The sequence below is a fragment of the Pseudomonas sp. GB2N2 genome (genome assembly GCF_054897705.1).
The window spans coordinates 4484386-4501335 of record NZ_CM142701.1; the positions used below are offsets into that span (position 1 = coordinate 4484386).

A 16950-nucleotide genomic window follows, 5' to 3' on the forward strand; every position below is an offset into this window, starting at 1 on the left:
AATTGTTCCATTTAAATGGACTCGTCAGCCGTCGTCGCGCGAGGCAGTACGTTACACTGTTGCATTACTGTCTTGCGCGTACTGTTATCTGCCATGAAATATCTAGCTCTCATCGTGTCGCTGATTCTGTTGGCCGGCTGTGCCACTGGCCCGCGGATCGACACCAGCCATCCGTCCGTCAATCACGACAGCCGAATTCAGTTCGTGGTGGTGCATTACACCTCCGCATCGCTGGAGCGTTCGCTGCAGTTGCTGACCCACGGCGAAGTCAGCAGCCATTACCTGATCGGCGACGATACCAACGCCACGATCTATAAGCTGATGGATGAAAACCTGCGGGCCTGGCACGCCGGAGAAAGTGAGTGGCAAGGCCGGACATGGCTGAACTCCAGCTCCATCGGCATCGAGATCGTCAATCGGGGATACACGAGCACCCCGGATGGCGGTCGTCGTTGGTATCCCTACAGCGAGGCGCAGATCCAATCTCTGATCGTCCTGCTCAAGGACATCAGCAAACGTTACGCCATCAATCCCCACAGCATCATCGGCCATAGCGACATTGCCCCGCTGCGCAAGCTTGATCCGGGCCCGCTGTTCCCTTGGAAACGCCTGGCTGCCGAAGGCCTTGGCGTCTGGCCGAATGAGCAAACTGTTGCACGCCAACAGGCGCAGTTCGCCGCAGAATTGCCGAGCATCAGCTGGTTTCAAGGACAGTTGGCTCGCCTCGGTTACGCCACGCCGCAAACCGGTGAACTCGATGTCGCGACGCATCATGTGATCGCAGCCTTCCAGATGCACTTCCGGCCGTCGCGCTTCGATGGAATGCCGGACGCGGAAACCGCGGCGCTGCTTCAGGTATTGAATCAGACAAAATAATGACGCCGCCCGACGGTACGGGCGTTTTTCCTGTCAGCAGCTATAACTCATTGGTAATTCTTCGGATATTGCCATATGCCTGCTGCTCGAGAGACGCTTCGTAGCTGGTTCTATCGCCCATGGTTTTTGGCGATGCTGGCTGCTGCCCTGAGCAGTGCATTGCTATTGGCGCTTAGCCTGTTTGTGGCATTGCATCAGGTAGAGCAGAACGAAAGTCTTGAGATGAACGCGCAAGGTGAGCGCTTTCTCATGCGCCTGGAGCAGCTGTTCGGGCAACTGCGCGAAAGCCTTGATGATCTGGAGGCCCAACCGCTGCGAACCTGCGACAAGGAAATGATCGCCACGTTGCAGCAGGTGACCTTCAATTACCGCTTCGTTTACGAAGCCGCGTATATGGATGATTTAAAGATCTGCTCCAACCGTCCGCGTCAGGAAGGCTTGTCGCTGGCACGGGCACCGGACATTAAAGAACCCATCTACAGCTACTGGCTGAACACCACCACCGAACCCGACGAAAACCGTGCCGCGCTGATGCTCGGCCGCGGCAATTTCCGGGTCGCGACCTCTCGCGGGCATTTGACCGACATGGTCGACCTGTCACCGGGGAGTAGTCTGCTGGTGATACTCGACAAGGGCACCCGCGCTATTCCAGTGCTGGGCCTGGCACAAGTCTGGCCGCCGACCGAGCCCTGGCCACCGAAAAGCAACGACGCCTTGCAAGTCACCCAGACTCACCTGATCTATCGCATGCCGACCAATAGCCCTGAATACCAACTGGTGCTGATCACCCCGCGCACCGCGGTCAATGTGCCCGCCGCCCTGTGGTGGCTGGTACCGGGCAGTCTGGCGCTGGGCATAACGGTGGGCTTCATGGTGTTTCTGCTGGTGCGGCAGCGCCAGTCACTGGATGCCGAATTGGCCGGGGCGATACGCCGGGGGGAGTTGCAGGTGTTGTATCAACCGATCTTCGACCTCGACAGCCGCAACTGCGTCGGGGCGGAAGCATTGCTGCGCTGGCGCCGGCCGGACGGCACCCTGACCAGCCCCGACCTGTTCATTCCGATGGCGGAAAACACTGGCCAGATCCGCCAGATGACCGACTTCGTCCTGCAACGTTTGCTTGAGCAGCTTGGGCAACTGTTGAGGGCCAATCCGCAGTTGTACATTTCGGTCAACCTGGCCGCCTGCGACGTAATGGTGCCGCGGATCGGCCAGGTGATGGCGCGGTTGTTGATCCTGCACCGGGTCGCTGCCAAACAGATTGCCTTTGAAGTGACTGAACGCGGTTTGATTGATGTGGTGGTGGCGCGGGAAAACCTGCAGGCCCTGCGCGACGTCGGGCATCAGGTGTTGATCGATGACTTCGGCACTGGCTATTGCAGCCTCGCCTACTTGCAAACCCTGCCGGTGGATTGCCTGAAAATCGACAAGGCGTTTATCGATGCGCTCGGGCATGACGCCGCCAGCAGTGGCGTGGCGCCGCACATCATTCACATGGCCCAGTCACTGCATCTGCGTGTCATCGCCGAAGGCATTGAACACGAAGCCCAAGCGGCGTTTCTCAGCAGTGAAGGGGTCAAGTACGGTCAGGGCTGGCTGTTCGCCCGTGCGTTGAGCGCTGTGCAGTTCATTGAACTGATCACCCGGGGCCGACGCCTGGCTGGTCGGCGCCTGGATGATGAGGCGTAGGACGCGGGTTAAACCGCCAGCGCCATGTAGAACTGAGTGCCCTGCCCCGGCCGCGAATAGACGCCCATCCGGCCACCGTGCAATTGCACGATTTCTTTGCACAACGCCAGGCCAAGCCCCGCGCCACCCTTTTTGCGCCCGACCTGCACAAAAGGCTCGAAGATCCGCCCCTGCTGACCGTAGGCGATGCCTTCACCGTTGTCCTCGACGCTGATGATCACCCGCTCGCCGTGGCGCCGAGCCTGCAAGCGAATCTGGCCCTCAGCGCCGGTGTGACGCAACGCGTTGTCGATCAGGTTATCGAGCACGCGGTCCAGCTGCGGTTGATCGGCCTGCAGCCATGGCAAAGGACCCTGCACTTCCACCACAAGATCGATGCTCTGCTCTCGTGCCAAATCAGCAAACCGTAAACGGGCTTGCTCCAGCAATGCCTCGATGGAACACGGCGCCAGCGTCAGTTTCTGCAATCCATTCTGGTAGCGCGAGAAATTCAGCAGGTCGTTGATCAATTGCATCAAGCGCTGCATTTCTTCATTCACGGTATCGAGTAGATCGGCTTCTCGTGAATCCGCCGGGAAATGCGCGCGCTCACGGAACAGACCGAAGGCCATATGCATCCCGGTTACCGGCGTGCGCAGCTCATGGGAGGCACGCAGGACAAATTCGCTGCGCACGCGCTCGAACGCGCGCTGCTCGGTGACGTCATGCAGCACCATCACGGCGCCGAGGATATGGCCCTGGGTATGGCTGACCGGCGTCAGGCTGTAGGTGAGGAGCCGCGACTCGCCATCGACCTCGATATTCAAATCTTCCGGAGCCCGCTCCAGCGTGCCGCCGCGCAATACCAGTTGCAGCTGCTGATCCAGCTCGGGACGTTCGAGCGCCGAGCCCAGCCCTTGGCCGAGACGGTCGCTGTCCCAGCCCAACTGGCGTTGCGCTACCGGGTTGAGGTGTTCGAGATGGCCGTCTCGACCAATTATCAATAAACCGTCGTCGATGCCGTCCAGCACCGCCTGCAACCGCTGCTGGCCGGCGAGCAACTCGTCGACGTTGGTAGCCTGATGCTCACGCAGCGCTTCCGCCATGATCCCGAAACGCTGAGTCAGCTGATTCATTTCCACCGCCGAGGAGATCGGCAGGATCACCTCGAAATTGCCTTGGCCAATGTTGTCGGCGGCATGCGCCAGCGCTTCAATTGGCGCGCCGAACCGTCTGGCAATCCCGTGGGCCGTGACGAAACCGATGATCAACACCGCCAACCCGACCAGCCCGAGCAGCCCGGCAATCAGCAATGCCCGATCCCGAGCCTGGCGTTGCGTTTCACTGATATTGTCCAGCGCGCGCTTGTGCTCGGTGATCAGCCCGTTACGCACCGCGTTGAATTTTTCAGTGAGTTTCTCGTTGCCCGTCAGGACGTGAGACGAATCGCTCGACAGGTCCAATGCCTGAAGAAAGCCCAGGTAATCGTTCTTGGCCTGCAAGAAGCCATACGCGTGTCCCTCGCCCTCCTGGTCATGGGCAATTCCTTCATCCAGCAGCTGAAAATAACGCTGCTTCGACGCTTCAAACGCCGACGGGTCGGGTTTGTCGCTGAGCATCAGAATCAGTTGATCGCCCAGGGTCTGGCGCAGTTTAAGACCGATGTCCAGGGTGACAAAGTTATCGCGGACCAGCGCCTCCTGTTTTCCAGCCATCTGGATCACGCTGACCAACCCGAGCAACAGCCCAAGCAGCGCAACGGTGATCAGTGCGGAAATACTGAGGAAGAGCCGAGTGCGCAACTTCATCGCCAGTTTCATCGGGCATGACTCACAGGTTGTATTGCTTGCGTTTGCGGTACAGCGTAGAAGCGTCGATGCCCAAGGTCTTGGCGGCCTGATCCAGAGTGTCGGCAGTAGCCAGCACCGCGCCGATGTGGGCCTTCTCCAGTTCGTCCAGGCTTAACGCAGCGCCGATGCGTGGCGCATTGTTGACCGGCGTTTCGGCCATGCCCAAATGGCTGATCTCGACGCGCTCCTGCGGACAGATAATGCTCGCCCGCTCCACCACGTTGCGCAGTTCACGGATGTTCCCGGGCCAGCGGTAGCTGAGCAACGCCTCACGTGCCTCATCGCTGAAGCCTCGTGCTGGACGTGCGTATTCCTTGACGAAGCGAGCCAGGAAGCGGTCTGCGAGGTTGAGAATGTCCTCGCGGCGTTCGCGCAATGGCGGCAAGTGCAAGGTGATGACGTTCAGGCGGTAAAGCAGGTCTTCGCGGAAACGACCTTCGCGAACCATGTCTTCAAGATTGAGGTTGGTCGCGGCGAGAATGCGCACATCGGCGCGGCGCGTGACCGGATCGCCGACACGCTCATATTCTTTGTCTTGAATGAAACGTAGCAACTTCGGTTGCAACGTCAGTGGAAAGTCGCCGATCTCGTCGAGAAACAGTGTTCCGCCATCGGCCTGATTGACTCGACCGAGGGTGCTCTCGCTGGCGCCGGTGAATGCGCCACGGCTGTGGCCGAAGAGCTCGCTTTCCATCAACTCTGCGGTCAGCGACGGGCAGTTAATAGTGACGCAGGATTTTTTCGCGCGCTTGCTCCAGCCGTGAATCGCTTGTGACAGCTCGCCTTTACCGGTGCCGGATTCGCCGAGTATCAGAATGTTGGCATCGGTGCCGGCTACTTGCCGGGCAGTTTCCAGCACCACTTTCATCGCCGGGCTGTGGGAATCCAGGCCGTCCTTGGGTTTGCGAATTTCGCCTTCCAGTGCCTCCAGTCGTGCAGACAATTGCCGCACTTCCAATTGCTTGGCGGTGGCCAGGCGCAATTGGTCGGGACTGCAAGGTTTGACCAGATAATCCGCGGCGCCGGCCTGAATCGCGTCCACCGCGGTGTCTACGGCCGAATGCGCGGTGACGATGACCACGCGCATCCACGGCGCCTGAATGCGCATTTGCGCCAACACATCCAGGCCATTGTCTTCGCCGAGACGCAAATCCAGGAAACACAGGTCAAACACCTGGCGTTGCAACAATGCATCCGCCTGCGCCGCGCTGTTGGCCGTGGCGACGCTGTAACCCTCGTCTTCGAGGCAATAACGGAACGTTCGCAGGATGGCGGACTCGTCGTCCACCAGCAGAATGCGGCCTTGATTCTCGGTGGCTGATTCCATTTTCCTACGCTCCTGAAAGAATGATCTTGGTTAGTCCCGGAAATATCGGGCAAGTTGCATGGTTGATTCTGGTCGATTCCGCGCACATCTGGGTAGTTATCTACTCACACTATGGCTAATCACCTGATTTGGTTGATTTTTATCGGTTTGACAGTTTTCTGACCTACACCCGACTCCCTTTCAGACATCTGCGCCCTCCTCGCAATTCAAAAATTCTGAAAGCTCCTACAAATTTATCGTGCATTACGCACGACTCCAATGGGGTCATCGTGCAGGATGCGTCCGACATGAATTTCTACATTGGTATAACTCATTGTTTTAAATGGTATTTTTCAATTAAAAAAACTGGCATGCAGGCTGCAATAGTTTGAGCAACAGGGGCAATCGAGCAATCAGTCAGTCGCCCACCAATCAAGATCACCACACTGTGGGAGGAGCTTCAGGATGAGTCGCCAACGTGCCGCCCAATTGCGAATCTCGCCGCTGCATATCCAACAGTGTCTGTTTGCTGTCTTGGCGCTTTTGATCACCTTGATTGGCGGCCAGCAGTTTCAGCGCTGGGAGCAAGGGCAGCAGCCGGAAGCGTCACACCTGTCAATTCAGCATCCGACCCAGACACACTTCAGTGCCGTCAGCAGCACCTCCGCTGACAGCGCGCCAATGCGAATGATGGACGTCGACCAGGCCCGGCCTGTGGATGAGATACCCCGTCAGGAACGTTGGGTGTTTTGATTAATGGACTGAACACCGAACTTGGCGCGTTCGATGCGCCGGGAAGCAGCATCACTAGCACTACCTCTAACACTACCTCTAAATAGAAGCGTAAGGAGAATCACCATGTTGAGCTGGGCAATCACATTCTTGATCATTGCCATCATTGCCGCAGTACTGGGCTTCGGTGGTATCGCGGGCACCGCCACGGGTATCGCCAAGATTCTCTTTGTCGTGTTCCTGGTGATGTTCATTGCTTCGTTCTTCTTCGGCCGTCGCGGTCGAGGTTGAAGATGAGCGTTTCACTCAAGACGCTGGCAGCCGCCTTGCTTCTGGGCGGCAGTGCCATCGTGATGGCGGCCAATGACGGCCAGGCGCGGGTCAACGAGTTGTTAAGCACTGACCCGCAGTTTCATGACACTTGGCAGGGCGTGGTCAAGAAGGAAGAACGCTTGCCGGAATGGGTGATGAACCTGTCCGGCGATGCCGAGCAAATGAATGCAGTGGAAGAAGATGGCGACAAGTACCTGGTGGGTCCGCTGTGCGAATCGCATGACACGTGCCTCAACAAACGCTTGATCGTCGCCGTCAGCTTCAATAAGAAGGACGCGTACGCCATGCTGGTCGAAGTGCCTGCAGGATTGCCGGCCGACAAGTCGCCCACGCGACATGCCGACTACCGCTTCCTCGGCAAGCCAGACCAAGGCATGCAGGGTCTGTTGATGGAACAACTGAAGAAAGATCCGAACTGGTACTGAATCTGTCATACGAAAGAAGCAGCATTGCTTCTCTCCAATGCGCTACCCGATGAAGGTAGACGCATGACCAAGGGGTCGGGACGTTCTGCCTGTTTCAGGGGCGGAGTGACCTACGGGTACAGGGAGTACCTGCGCAAGGGCCGGGTCAGGCAAGTAAAAAGCTGCGACGCGAGTTCGCCGATCCAATGGCGTTCGACGGACTTGCGAAGAGCTTCAATTCACACTCGTTGAAAGTGAGCAATCCACTCGGATTTGTTGCTCTAATTCCCATTCGTACGAATGATCACCGGAAAATTCTTTTCCCGGTGTTTCTTGGGCGACCGTACATCGAGAAAAAAGCCTTTGTTTTTACAGCGATTTCTCGCTGATCGATGGCGTTTTTACCCCGAATCACCCTCCCCTGCAACTGATCAAAAAACGTACGACCCACCTGCAAATGGCCGGTTCACGGCACGTATGTCTGCCGAAATGTCGTATCCGAACTGTTCGCGACGTCGGTTTCAGCAAAAAAACCTCATGCTGATTCGGCATAGGGTAGGCGTTTACGGCATTAGACGTCGCTTCCTTGCATCGGAATAGTTGCGCCTTTTTTCGCCTGCCAGAGAGCCATAGATACTGCTCCGGGGCTCCTTATACGGGGGCAGATGTTCAGGGCTTTTCCGCCACAAGCGGACCGGTTCCAGCCTCTGCCCGAGTCAAACGCAAGTAAGGGTAAAGATATGAAGAAGGCAAAGCTTAGCCTCGCCTGGCAGATCCTCATCGGTCTGGTATTGGGGATTGCAATCGGTGCGCTGCTCAACCATTTCAGCGCCGAAAAGGCCTGGTGGATCAGCAACGTCCTGCAACCAGCAGGCGATATCTTTATCCGTCTGATCAAGATGATCGTGATCCCTATCGTGATCTCGTCGCTGATCGTCGGTATTGCTGGCGTCGGTGATGCAAAAAAACTTGGCAGCATTGGCCTGAAAACCATCCTCTACTTCGAGGTCGTCACCACGATCGCCATCGTCGTCGGGCTGGTCCTCGCCAACGTGTTCCATCCAGGCGCCGGCATCGACATGAGCACCCTGGGTACGGTGGACATTTCCAAGTACCAGGCCACGGCCGCCGAGGTTCAGCATGAACACGCGTTCATCGAAACCATCCTCAACCTGATCCCCTCGAATATCTTCGCGGCTATCGCTCGCGGCGAGATGCTGCCGATCATCTTCTTCTCGGTGCTGTTCGGCCTCGGTCTGTCGAGCCTCAAGGCTGAGTTGCGCGATCCGCTGGTCACCCTGTTCCAGGGCGTCTCGGAAAGCATGTTCAAGGTCACTCACATGATCATGAACTACGCGCCGATCGGCGTTTTCGCACTGATTGCGGTCACCGTGGCCAACTTTGGCTTTGCGTCGCTGCTGCCGCTGGCCAAACTGGTGATCCTGGTTTACGTCGCGATCATTTTCTTTGCCTTCGTGGTGCTGGGCCTGATCGCTCGCCTGTTCGGCTTCTCAGTGATCAAGCTGATGCGCATCTTCAAGGATGAGCTGGTGCTGGCCTACTCCACCGCCTCCTCCGAAACCGTGCTGCCGCGCGTGATCGAGAAGATGGAAGCCTACGGCGCACCGAAAGCCATCTGCAGCTTTGTGGTGCCGACGGGTTACTCGTTCAATCTTGATGGTTCGACTCTTTACCAGAGCATCGCGGCGATCTTCATTGCCCAGCTGTATGGCATCGACCTGTCGATCAGCCAGCAGTTGCTGTTGGTGCTGACCTTGATGGTCACCTCCAAAGGCATCGCTGGCGTGCCGGGCGTGTCCTTCGTGGTGTTGCTGGCCACTCTGGGCAGCGTGGGTATTCCGCTGGAAGGCCTGGCGTTCATCGCCGGTGTCGACCGCATCATGGACATGGCGCGTACTGCGCTGAACGTGATCGGCAACGCCCTGGCCGTTTTGGTCATCTCCCGTTGGGAAGGCATGTACGACGACGCGAAGGGCCAGCGCTACTGGAACTCGCTGCCGCACTGGCGCAGCAAAGAGAAGCTGCCGGCTGGCGAAATTTCCGCCAACTAACCCATAACCCCTGTGGGAGTGGGCAAGCCCGCTCCCACAGGGAATCGCGTATAGCTCACAAATGAACCCCGGAGAAATCCGGGGTTTGTCGTTTCTGGCTACCCCGCTATCATTCGCCGCATTCTTCGGGGGATTTAACTGATGCTCAATGGCCTGTGGCTTGGCTTCTTTATCGTTGCGGCCGTGTCGGCGCTGGCGCAGTGGCTGATTGGCGGCAATGCCGGAATCTTCGCGGCGATGGTGGAAAGCATTTTCGCCATGGCCAAGTTGTCGGTCGAGGTCATGGTCCTGCTGTTCGGCACCCTCACCCTCTGGCTCGGGTTTCTGCGAATTGCCGAAAAGGCCGGGATCGTCGACTGGCTCGCCAAAGCGTTGGGGCCGCTGTTCCTGCGCCTGATGCCGGAAGTACCGGCCGGCCACCCCGCCATCGGCCTGATCACCCTGAACTTCGCCGCCAACGGCTTGGGCCTGGACAACGCCGCCACGCCGATCGGCCTGAAAGCCATGAAGGCGCTGCAAGAGCTCAACCCCAGCGCTACCGTTGCCAGCAACGCGCAAATCCTCTTCCTGGTGCTCAACGCCTCCTCCCTGACGCTGCTGCCGGTCACGATCTTCATGTACCGCGCCCAGCAAGGCGCGCCCGATCCGACGCTGGTTTTCCTGCCGATCCTCCTCGCCACCAGTTGCTCGACATTGGTCGGTTTGCTCTCGGTGGCCTTTATGCAACGCCTGCGCCTGTGGGACCCAGTGGTGCTCGCTTATCTGATCCCCGGTGCCCTCGCCCTCGGCGGCTTCATGGCGTTGCTGGCGACGCTCTCGGCGACCGCACTGGCGGGCCTGTCATCGATCCTCGGCAACCTGACGCTGTTCGGCCTGATCATGCTGTTTCTGGTGATCGGCGCGCTGCGCAAGGTGAAGGTCTACGAGGCGTTCGTCGAAGGCGCGAAAGAAGGCTTCGATGTGGCGAAGAATCTGCTGCCGTATCTGGTGGCGATGCTGTGCGCTGTGGGCGTGCTGCGCGCCTCCGGGGCGCTGGATTTCGGCCTCGACGGGATTCGTCATCTGGTGGAGTGGGCCGGTTGGGACACGCGCTTCGTTGAAGCGTTGCCGACGGCGATGGTCAAACCGTTCTCCGGGAGCGCGGCCCGGGCGATGCTTATCGAGACGATGAAGACGTCCGGGGTAGACAGCTTCCCGGCGCTCGTGGCGGCGACGATTCAGGGCAGCACGGAAACGACGTTCTATGTGCTGGCGGTGTATTTCGGCGCGGTGGGAATTCAGCGCGCGCGGCATGCTGTAGGGTGTGCGTTATTGGCGGAGTTCGCCGGCGTACTAGGCGCGATCGGCGTGTGTTACTGGTTCTTCGGCTAATTACAAAACCCTGTAGGAGCGAGCTTGCTCGCGATGGTGGCAGGAGCACCGCGCTCTTGCAGAATGCCCGCATCATCGTTTACGTCCATCGCGAGCAGGCTCGCTCCTACAGGATTTGTATTGGATTCAGGGTCGTGTCGGCGGTGCGACTTTCTGCCCTTGCTCCACCGCCCAATTCACCACCTGCGCCGTCAGCTGATCACTCGCCTGGCCAAACCCGGCCACCACCGACGGCACTTGAACATCGCTCAGTGGCTGATGCACTTCGAAGCGGCGGCTGGCGAGGATGCGTTGGTCATAACCGCGCACCAGCAGCGCATCCAGACGCACCACCACGCTGGCGGCCATGCCTTGATATTCAGTCTGAAACGCCTGCAAGCTCCCGCCCAATTCCAGATCCGCCTGGAAATTACTGTCGTCGGTGCTTAACAGCGTCACCCGACCGTCACGCTGGAAACCATCGAGCAGACGATTGCGCAACAGCTCCGGCGCCGGGTCGCTCCAGCGTGAAGCCTTGTAGCTGCTGACCCGATCGCCTTGTGGGATAACGGCAATCTTCGGACTGTTCAATGCTTCGCTGGCCTGCGGCTTGGCCAGGCGCAGCGACCAGCGTTGCGGCGTGCCATGACTGGCCGCAGCGCTGCTCTGGGCCGAAGGCAGACGATAGACATCGGACGGCTCGGACTTGGGCAGAATCGAACAAGCGCTGATCAACGTGAAACCGGCGAGGAGGGCGACGTGGTTCAGCTTCATGGCGTGAACTCCTTGTTCTTGTCATTGCCCAGCAGGTAACCGCTGGGATTGGCTTCCAGGCGTTGGGAGATCGCCCGCAACGACGTCAGGGTGTCGCGCAACTCGCGCACCGCCGGTGCCAGGCCATTGAGACCTTGCATGCCGCTGTTGAGCGAGTCCTGATTGTGAGTGAGTAGTGTGTTGATGGTCGCGCTGCTTTGTTCCAGCGACTTCATCGCTCGCTCGGCGCTGCCGAACATCTGTTTGCCCTGATCAGTGAGCAGGCCGTTGGCGTTGCGCATCAGTGCGGCGGTCTGCTCCAGCGTCGCCGTCGCCTGTTTACCAATGGCCGACAATTGCTGCATGGCCTGACGGATGTCGCCGCGTTGATCGGCGATGGTGCCGGTGGTTTGCTCCAGATGTTCCAGGGTCTTGCTGATGCGCTCGACGTTTTCCGAAGAAAACATCTGATTGGCGTTGTGCATCAACACGTTGACCCCGGCCATCAAATCATTGCTGTCGTTGAGCAACCGGGCGATGGGCGAGGGCGATGCGACAATCGTCGGCAAGTCGCCGTCCTTGCCCTTGAGCGTCGGGCTCTGTGGGGTGCCGCCGCTGAGCTGGATGATCGACGTGCCGGTAATCCCGGTCAGCGCCAGTTTGGCCTGGGTGTCTTCCTTGATCGGCGTCTCGCCGCCCAGGCGAATCCGCGCCAGCACCCGGCGCGGGTCTTTCGGATCGAGGCGCAAGGTCACCACATCGCCGACCTTGATCCCGCTATACTGCACGGCGCTGCCCTTGGACAAACCGCTGACCGCCTCGTTGAAGACGATTTCATAATCCTTGAACTCGGTGTCGACGCTGGACTTGGCCAGCCACAAACCGAAGAGCAGGGCGCCTGCCACCACCATCACAGTGAACAGGCCGATCAAAACATGATGGGCTCGGGTTTCCATGTCAGACCTCTTTCAACTGTTGAGCGGCCGTCAGCGCCGCGCGGCCGCGAGGGCCATGGAAGTATTCGTGAATCCACGGGTCGTCGGTTTCCGACACCTTGTCGATGGCGTCCGCCACCAGCACTTTTTTCTGCGCCAGCACCGCCACACGGTCGGTAATGGTGTAGAGCGTGTCGAGGTCGTGGGTCACGATAAACACACTTAAACCCAGCGCATCGCGCAGGGTCAGGATCAACTGATCGAAGGCCGCCGCGCCAATCGGGTCGAGGCCAGCGGTGGGTTCGTCGAGAAACAGGATGTCCGGGTCCAGCGCCAATGCGCGGGCCAGTGCCGCACGCTTGATCATCCCGCCGGACAATGAAGCGGGGTACTTGTCGGCTGCCGACAGCGGCAACCCGGCCAACGCCAGTTTGACCGCCGCCAGGTGCTCGGCATCGTTGCGGCTCAGGCCTGCGTGCTCGATCAAGGGCAGGGCGACGTTCTCGGTCACGGTCAGCGAAGAAAACAGCGCGCCTCGCTGGAACAGCACGCCGAAACGCCGCTCGACCAGTGAGCGCTCGTGTTCGGACAGGGTAGGCAGGTTTTTGCCGAACACCCTCACCACGCCTTCGCTGGGCTGGCGCAAGCCGATGATACTGCGCAGCAGCACCGATTTCCCGCTGCCGGAACCGCCGACGACGGCGAGGATCTCGCCCTTGTACAAATCCAGGTCGAGGTTCTCGTGCACGCTCTGGCTGCCAAAACGATTGCACAGCCCACGGACTTCGATCACCGCCTCGGAAGGCGCTCGGGGTAGACGACTCACCAGCCCATCTCCATGAAAAACAGCGCGGCGACGGCATCGAGCACGATCACCACAAAAATCGACTGCACCACGCTCGACGTGGTGTGTGCGCCAACCGACTCGGCGCTGCCGCTGACCTTGAAGCCTTCAAGGCAGCCAATGGCGGCGATGAGGAACGCGAAAATTGGCGCTTTGACGATCCCCACCAGAAAGTGCTGAATGCCGATGTCGGTTTGCAGCAGCGAAAGGAACATCGCCGGGGAAATCCCCAGCGACACCGCGCACACCACGCCGCCGCCGATAATCCCCGAGATCATCGCCAGGAAGGTCAGCATCGGCAGCGCCACCAGCAACGCCAGTACGCGCGGTACCACCAGCAACTCCATCGGGTCGAGGCCAAGGGTGCGGATCGCGTCGATTTCTTCGTTGGCCTTCATCGAGCCGATCTGCGCGGTGAACGCACTGGCGGTGCGGCCGGCCATCAGGATCGCGGTGAGCAATACGCCGAATTCGCGCAGGAAGGAAAATGCCACCAGGTCGACGGTGAAGATACTCGCGCCAAAACTCGCCAGCACCGTCGCCCCGAGAAACGCCACCACGGCGCCCACCAGAAAGGTCAGTAGAGCAACGATGGGGGCGGCGTCGAGGCCGGTCTGTTCGATGTGCGCGACCATCGGCGTGATGCGCCAGCGTTTGGGCCGGAACAACCCACGGGCGATGGTTTCGAGGATCAGGCCGACGAAGCCCAACAGTTGGAGGGTGTCTTCCCAGACGGCGTCCACCGCGCGACCGATGCGGGTCAGCAGTTGAATCCCGACACTGATTTCCGCTTCCTTGATCGGCACGCAGAAGTCGGTCATCGAGCGATAAACCGTCTGTAGTAACGCACGGTCGGGGACGGACAAGGTGCAGTCAGGATGCTCGGCGGATCGACCCAGGCGCTCCGAACCGAGCAACTCCACCAACAGCGAGGCGCCGGCGGTGTCGAGGGCGCCGAGACCATTGAGGTCGATGTGGGTTTTGTCGTCGTACTGGCCGCGGAGCTTTTCGCTCAGGTCCTTGAGTTCGGCGTAATGGGCAAGCGTCCAGTCACCCGTTACCCGCAACTGGGCGGGGGAGTGTGAGGCGTCTAACTGGGCGTTGCCGGCCATTGTGCTGCTGGTCATAAGCTCCGTGCTTGTTCGGCTGATACGCAGAACTACGTAATAACACGAACCGCGTTACTTTTCTTTGGTCGGTGTGCTGTCTGTAATCTTGAAGCGCAACACACCGATCAGTTGCCCGTCCTCGGTCAACACCCGGACCTGCCAGTCACCCGCCGGGTTGCCGGGAAAGTTCTGCTTGTGGGTCCAGGCGCGATAGCCCTCCTTGCGCCCGCCGTGGATGTCCAGCGCGATGCGGTCGACCTCTTTGCCGTTGAACTGCCAGACGTGATAAATCCGCTCGTCCAGACCGCGCGGGGCGTTGATCGCGGTGTAGGCGTACAGGCCGTCGCCACGAATCTGCTCGGCGCTGACTTCGTCCAGACTCTTGCCGGGCGTGCGGTCCTGCATTTGAGTGCTGATGGCCACGTCGGTCATCCACAACGTCGCCGGTGGCACCCACGAACGCAGCACCCAACCCACACCGCCAATGCCGACGGTGATGCACAGAATCGCCAGGGCGTTGCGCACGGTGCGAATCGGGAAGATCGACGCCAGGCTCGGGAACGACAGGACCACCGAGATGCCCAGCGCCAGTTTGAAACTCTGCGAGGTGGTCAGGTGCAGGATGACGGGCAGGGCGGTCAGCAGCGCGGCGAACAGGGTCAGCGTGTGCAGCGCCAGGAACGCCCAGCGCCGTGGCGCCAGCCATTTGTAATAGAGCGGGTCGGTGATCGAAATCAACGCGGCGATGCCCAGCAACCCGGTGAAAAACAACTGGCCGCTGTTCCAGGTCGTGGTGATGGCAAAGAACGGCAGGACGAAAAACAGGCTTTCCTGGTGGATCATCTGCGTCGCATAACGCAGCAATGGCTGGGGGATTTCCCGTTTGAAGATCCGGGTGAACAGCTGAGTGAGGCTGTTTTCCAGCATCAGCCAGATCCAGCTGAGCACCATGATGATGGTGATCCAGGTTGCCAGGCCTTGCTGGCGGTCCACCAGCATGAAGCTGCCGACTCCGGAGATGAAACCACCGAGCGCAATGACCCCTGGGTAGCGCTTCATCAATTCAAGGATGCGCTGTACGTACAAGGTCAGGGTAGGCATTCGGCGATTCACAGTAGTCGTAGGAAAAATCCTCGACAGGTTACCGCCCGAGGGGCGGTGTGGCGAGGGTGCCGGTCTATGGACGAACACAAAACTCTGACATACGACGAACTGTGGGAGCTGGCTTGCCAGCGATGGTCGTGAACGATAAAGCGCGCTTTCTGGATAACCGGGCGCCTTGAAGTCCATCGCTGGCAAGCCAGCTCCCACAGGGTTATTTATCGTTTGCGATGGCGGCACCAAGCCAATAACCCTAGCAGCATCAGCGCAAACACCCCGGCAACCGCCCACATCAACTGATCATCACTGAACAAAGGCTTCTCGATCCGTAAGTAACCCGGCTGCAAGAGCAGTTCGCGAATGGCCTGGTTGGCCTCGGCCAGCGTCACGCCTTGCAGCTCTCTGGCCGGGTCGGCGAAACGGCCATCCTCGTAGTCGCCCAGCGCACTCCAATAGTAGTCCGCCAGCGCGCTATTGCCTTGCACCGCCCAGGCCTGTCGGGCGATGGCGGCCTGCTTGAGGCGGTTGAAGGTCTCGGCATCAAGGCCGTCCCTAAGCAACCCAGCCTTTAATTCCTCGAGTACTTGCTCGGCCTCGGGCAGATCGTCGCGGTCCAGGTCGGCGTTCAGGCTCATGAACCCTACGCCGCCAAACAGCTCGCGCTCCGCCGAAGGGCCGTAGGACAAGCTGTGCGTCAGGCGCATTTGCCGATAGAGCGCCCAGTCCAGATAGTCCTTGAGCAAATCATAGGTTTCGTCGTGTTGATCTTCCAGCACCGGTTCCGGCACCAGCCAGTGCAACTTGGCGCCACCGCCAACGAAGCCGTGACTCAACGTACGCTCATGGGCGGCGCTGGCCTGGATTTGCGGCAGCGGCGGGTGATCGGTCGGGTCAACCGCCTTGAGTTCACCCCATGCCCGCTCCAGATAAGCCGGCAGCAAGCGGTCGAGATCGCCGACCATGATCAGCGTCATGTTGTTCGGCGCGTACCAGGCTTTGCGCACCGCCTCCAGTTGTTCGCGGGTCAGGTGATCGACCTGGGCGCGCTCCGGGCATTTGAGGCCCAGTTCCACCGCCAGCTGGTTACTCGCCGTGTGGCCGAGGTCCTGACGATCCAGCCAGCGTTGCAGGTGCGAGTAATGACCGCCGTCTTCGCGCTCGACCACTTGTTTGGCGGCGTTGATGGCGTTGTCGTCGAATTGGGTCTGGGTCAGCAGCGCCAGCACCAGATCAAGCACCTTGCGCTGGTTTTTCGCCGGGGCCTCGATGACGAACGTGGTGTCGGCGTTGCTGGTGTAGGCATTCCATTCACCGCCCAAGGCCTGCATGCGTTCTTCCAGACCACCTTCGCCCGTGGCGTCGATGCCGCTGAACAGCAGGTGTTCGAGCAGGTGCGGCAGCTCCTTGTCGGCACAACTGAAATCATCGAGGCCGACGCCGACCACCAGCCGGATGGCCACATGCCCGCGCTCGGTGCCAGGCTTGAGCAGCAATTGCAGGCCGTTGGGCAACGTATAGCCTTCGACCTGGAAACGGTCCAGGGCGAACAACGGGAATGATCCGAGCAAGAGGCAAGCGAACAACAGACAACGCATAACGAGTTTCCGTACGGCTAGC

At 59.6% G+C, this 16950-nt stretch carries 15 protein-coding genes; 7 read left to right on the top strand and 8 right to left on the bottom strand.

What is annotated here, in order from left to right:
* Positions 1–93: 93 nt before the first annotated feature.
* The gene (locus ACYZT4_RS20735; RefSeq protein WP_461982733.1) at positions 94–876 is read left to right on the top strand and encodes an N-acetylmuramoyl-L-alanine amidase; all 783 of its coding nucleotides are present in this window, start codon (positions 94–96) and stop codon (positions 874–876) included.
* Positions 877–951: 75 nt separating this feature from the next.
* Positions 952–2565 (top strand): EAL domain-containing protein, encoded by a 1614-nt coding sequence (locus tag ACYZT4_RS20740; RefSeq protein ID WP_461982734.1) that lies wholly within the window; start codon positions 952–954, stop codon positions 2563–2565.
* Positions 2566–2573: 8 nt separating this feature from the next.
* On the opposite strand, the gene ACYZT4_RS20745 is transcribed toward ACYZT4_RS20740, so the two are convergent.
* Positions 2574–4364, bottom strand: coding sequence for an ATP-binding protein (locus ACYZT4_RS20745; RefSeq protein WP_461982735.1), 1791 nt, complete (start codon positions 4362–4364; stop codon positions 2574–2576).
* A 10-nt stretch (positions 4365–4374) separates the two neighbouring features.
* Positions 4375–5721, bottom strand: coding sequence for a sigma-54-dependent response regulator transcription factor AlgB (gene algB / locus ACYZT4_RS20750; RefSeq protein WP_461982736.1), 1347 nt, complete (start codon positions 5719–5721; stop codon positions 4375–4377).
* Between the two features lie 444 nt (positions 5722–6165).
* On the opposite strand from algB, the gene ACYZT4_RS20755 reads away from it, so the two are divergent.
* From ACYZT4_RS20755 to ACYZT4_RS20775, 5 genes are all read left to right on the top strand, one after another.
* On the top strand, positions 6166–6453 hold the full coding sequence (locus ACYZT4_RS20755; RefSeq protein WP_461982737.1) for a hypothetical protein: 288 nt from the start codon (positions 6166–6168) through the stop codon (positions 6451–6453).
* A gap of 105 nt (positions 6454–6558) precedes the next feature.
* Positions 6559–6723 carry a DUF1328 domain-containing protein gene (locus ACYZT4_RS20760; RefSeq protein ID WP_003177151.1) on the top strand — a complete coding sequence of 55 codons (165 nt, stop codon included), beginning with the start codon at positions 6559–6561 and terminating at the stop codon, positions 6721–6723.
* Between the two features lie 2 nt (positions 6724–6725).
* Positions 6726–7190: an inhibitor of vertebrate lysozyme family protein gene (locus tag ACYZT4_RS20765; protein ID WP_461982738.1), complete on the top strand. Its 465-nt coding sequence runs from the start codon at positions 6726–6728 to the stop codon at positions 7188–7190.
* 719 nt (positions 7191–7909) lie between these two features.
* Entirely contained in the window at positions 7910–9241 is a 1332-nt protein-coding gene (gltP, locus tag ACYZT4_RS20770) for a glutamate/aspartate:proton symporter GltP (RefSeq protein WP_461982739.1), read from the top strand.
* Between the two features lie 141 nt (positions 9242–9382).
* Positions 9383–10612 carry a nucleoside recognition domain-containing protein gene (locus tag ACYZT4_RS20775; RefSeq protein ID WP_461982740.1) on the top strand — a complete coding sequence of 410 codons (1230 nt, stop codon included), beginning with the start codon at positions 9383–9385 and terminating at the stop codon, positions 10610–10612.
* A 126-nt stretch (positions 10613–10738) separates the two neighbouring features.
* Here the strand turns inward: ACYZT4_RS20775 and ACYZT4_RS20780 are convergent, their stop codons facing one another.
* The 6 genes from ACYZT4_RS20780 to ACYZT4_RS20805 all read right to left on the bottom strand — a co-directional run bounded on the left by ACYZT4_RS20780 (position 10739) and on the right by ACYZT4_RS20805 (position 16928).
* The gene (locus ACYZT4_RS20780) at positions 10739–11365 is read right to left on the bottom strand and encodes an ABC-type transport auxiliary lipoprotein family protein (protein ID WP_461982741.1); all 627 of its coding nucleotides are present in this window, start codon (positions 11363–11365) and stop codon (positions 10739–10741) included.
* Positions 11362–12300 carry an MlaD family protein gene (locus ACYZT4_RS20785; RefSeq protein ID WP_461982742.1) on the bottom strand — a complete coding sequence of 313 codons (939 nt, stop codon included), beginning with the start codon at positions 12298–12300 and terminating at the stop codon, positions 11362–11364. Before ACYZT4_RS20785 ends, ACYZT4_RS20780 begins: the two co-directional genes overlap by 4 nt.
* Before the next feature lies 1 nt (position 12301).
* Positions 12302–13105, bottom strand: coding sequence for an ABC transporter ATP-binding protein (locus tag ACYZT4_RS20790; RefSeq protein WP_461982743.1), 804 nt, complete (start codon positions 13103–13105; stop codon positions 12302–12304).
* On the bottom strand, positions 13102–14250 hold the full coding sequence (locus tag ACYZT4_RS20795; protein WP_461982744.1) for an ABC transporter permease: 1149 nt from the start codon (positions 14248–14250) through the stop codon (positions 13102–13104). The genes ACYZT4_RS20790 and ACYZT4_RS20795 overlap by 4 nt, the downstream gene beginning before the upstream one ends.
* A gap of 54 nt (positions 14251–14304) precedes the next feature.
* Positions 14305–15333 carry a DUF5924 family protein gene (locus tag ACYZT4_RS20800; RefSeq protein ID WP_461982745.1) on the bottom strand — a complete coding sequence of 343 codons (1029 nt, stop codon included), beginning with the start codon at positions 15331–15333 and terminating at the stop codon, positions 14305–14307.
* A 218-nt stretch (positions 15334–15551) separates the two neighbouring features.
* Positions 15552–16928: a M16 family metallopeptidase gene (locus ACYZT4_RS20805; RefSeq protein ID WP_461982746.1), complete on the bottom strand. Its 1377-nt coding sequence runs from the start codon at positions 16926–16928 to the stop codon at positions 15552–15554.
* Positions 16929–16950: the final 22 nt, after the last annotated feature.

Bases quoted from the DNA above. Each gene is read 5' to 3' on its own strand.
- ACYZT4_RS20735 (WP_461982733.1), top strand. From the start codon at position 94: ATGAAATATCTAGCTCTCATCGTGTCGCTGATTCTGTTGGCCGGCTGT.
- ACYZT4_RS20740 (WP_461982734.1), top strand. From the start codon at position 952: ATGCCTGCTGCTCGAGAGACGCTTCGTAGCTGGTTCTATCGCCCATGG.
- ACYZT4_RS20745 (WP_461982735.1), bottom strand. From the start codon at position 4,364: ATGAAACTGGCGATGAAGTTGCGCACTCGGCTCTTCCTCAGTATTTCC.
- algB (WP_461982736.1), bottom strand. From the start codon at position 5,721: ATGGAATCAGCCACCGAGAATCAAGGCCGCATTCTGCTGGTGGACGAC.
- ACYZT4_RS20755 (WP_461982737.1), top strand. From the start codon at position 6,166: ATGAGTCGCCAACGTGCCGCCCAATTGCGAATCTCGCCGCTGCATATC.
- ACYZT4_RS20760 (WP_003177151.1), top strand. From the start codon at position 6,559: ATGTTGAGCTGGGCAATCACATTCTTGATCATTGCCATCATTGCCGCA.
- ACYZT4_RS20765 (WP_461982738.1), top strand. From the start codon at position 6,726: ATGAGCGTTTCACTCAAGACGCTGGCAGCCGCCTTGCTTCTGGGCGGC.
- gltP (WP_461982739.1), top strand. From the start codon at position 7,910: ATGAAGAAGGCAAAGCTTAGCCTCGCCTGGCAGATCCTCATCGGTCTG.
- ACYZT4_RS20775 (WP_461982740.1), top strand. From the start codon at position 9,383: ATGCTCAATGGCCTGTGGCTTGGCTTCTTTATCGTTGCGGCCGTGTCG.
- ACYZT4_RS20780 (WP_461982741.1), bottom strand. From the start codon at position 11,365: ATGAAGCTGAACCACGTCGCCCTCCTCGCCGGTTTCACGTTGATCAGC.
- ACYZT4_RS20785 (WP_461982742.1), bottom strand. From the start codon at position 12,300: ATGGAAACCCGAGCCCATCATGTTTTGATCGGCCTGTTCACTGTGATG.
- ACYZT4_RS20795 (WP_461982744.1), bottom strand. From the start codon at position 14,250: ATGACCAGCAGCACAATGGCCGGCAACGCCCAGTTAGACGCCTCACAC.
- ACYZT4_RS20800 (WP_461982745.1), bottom strand. From the start codon at position 15,333: ATGCCTACCCTGACCTTGTACGTACAGCGCATCCTTGAATTGATGAAG.
- ACYZT4_RS20805 (WP_461982746.1), bottom strand. From the start codon at position 16,928: ATGCGTTGTCTGTTGTTCGCTTGCCTCTTGCTCGGATCATTCCCGTTG.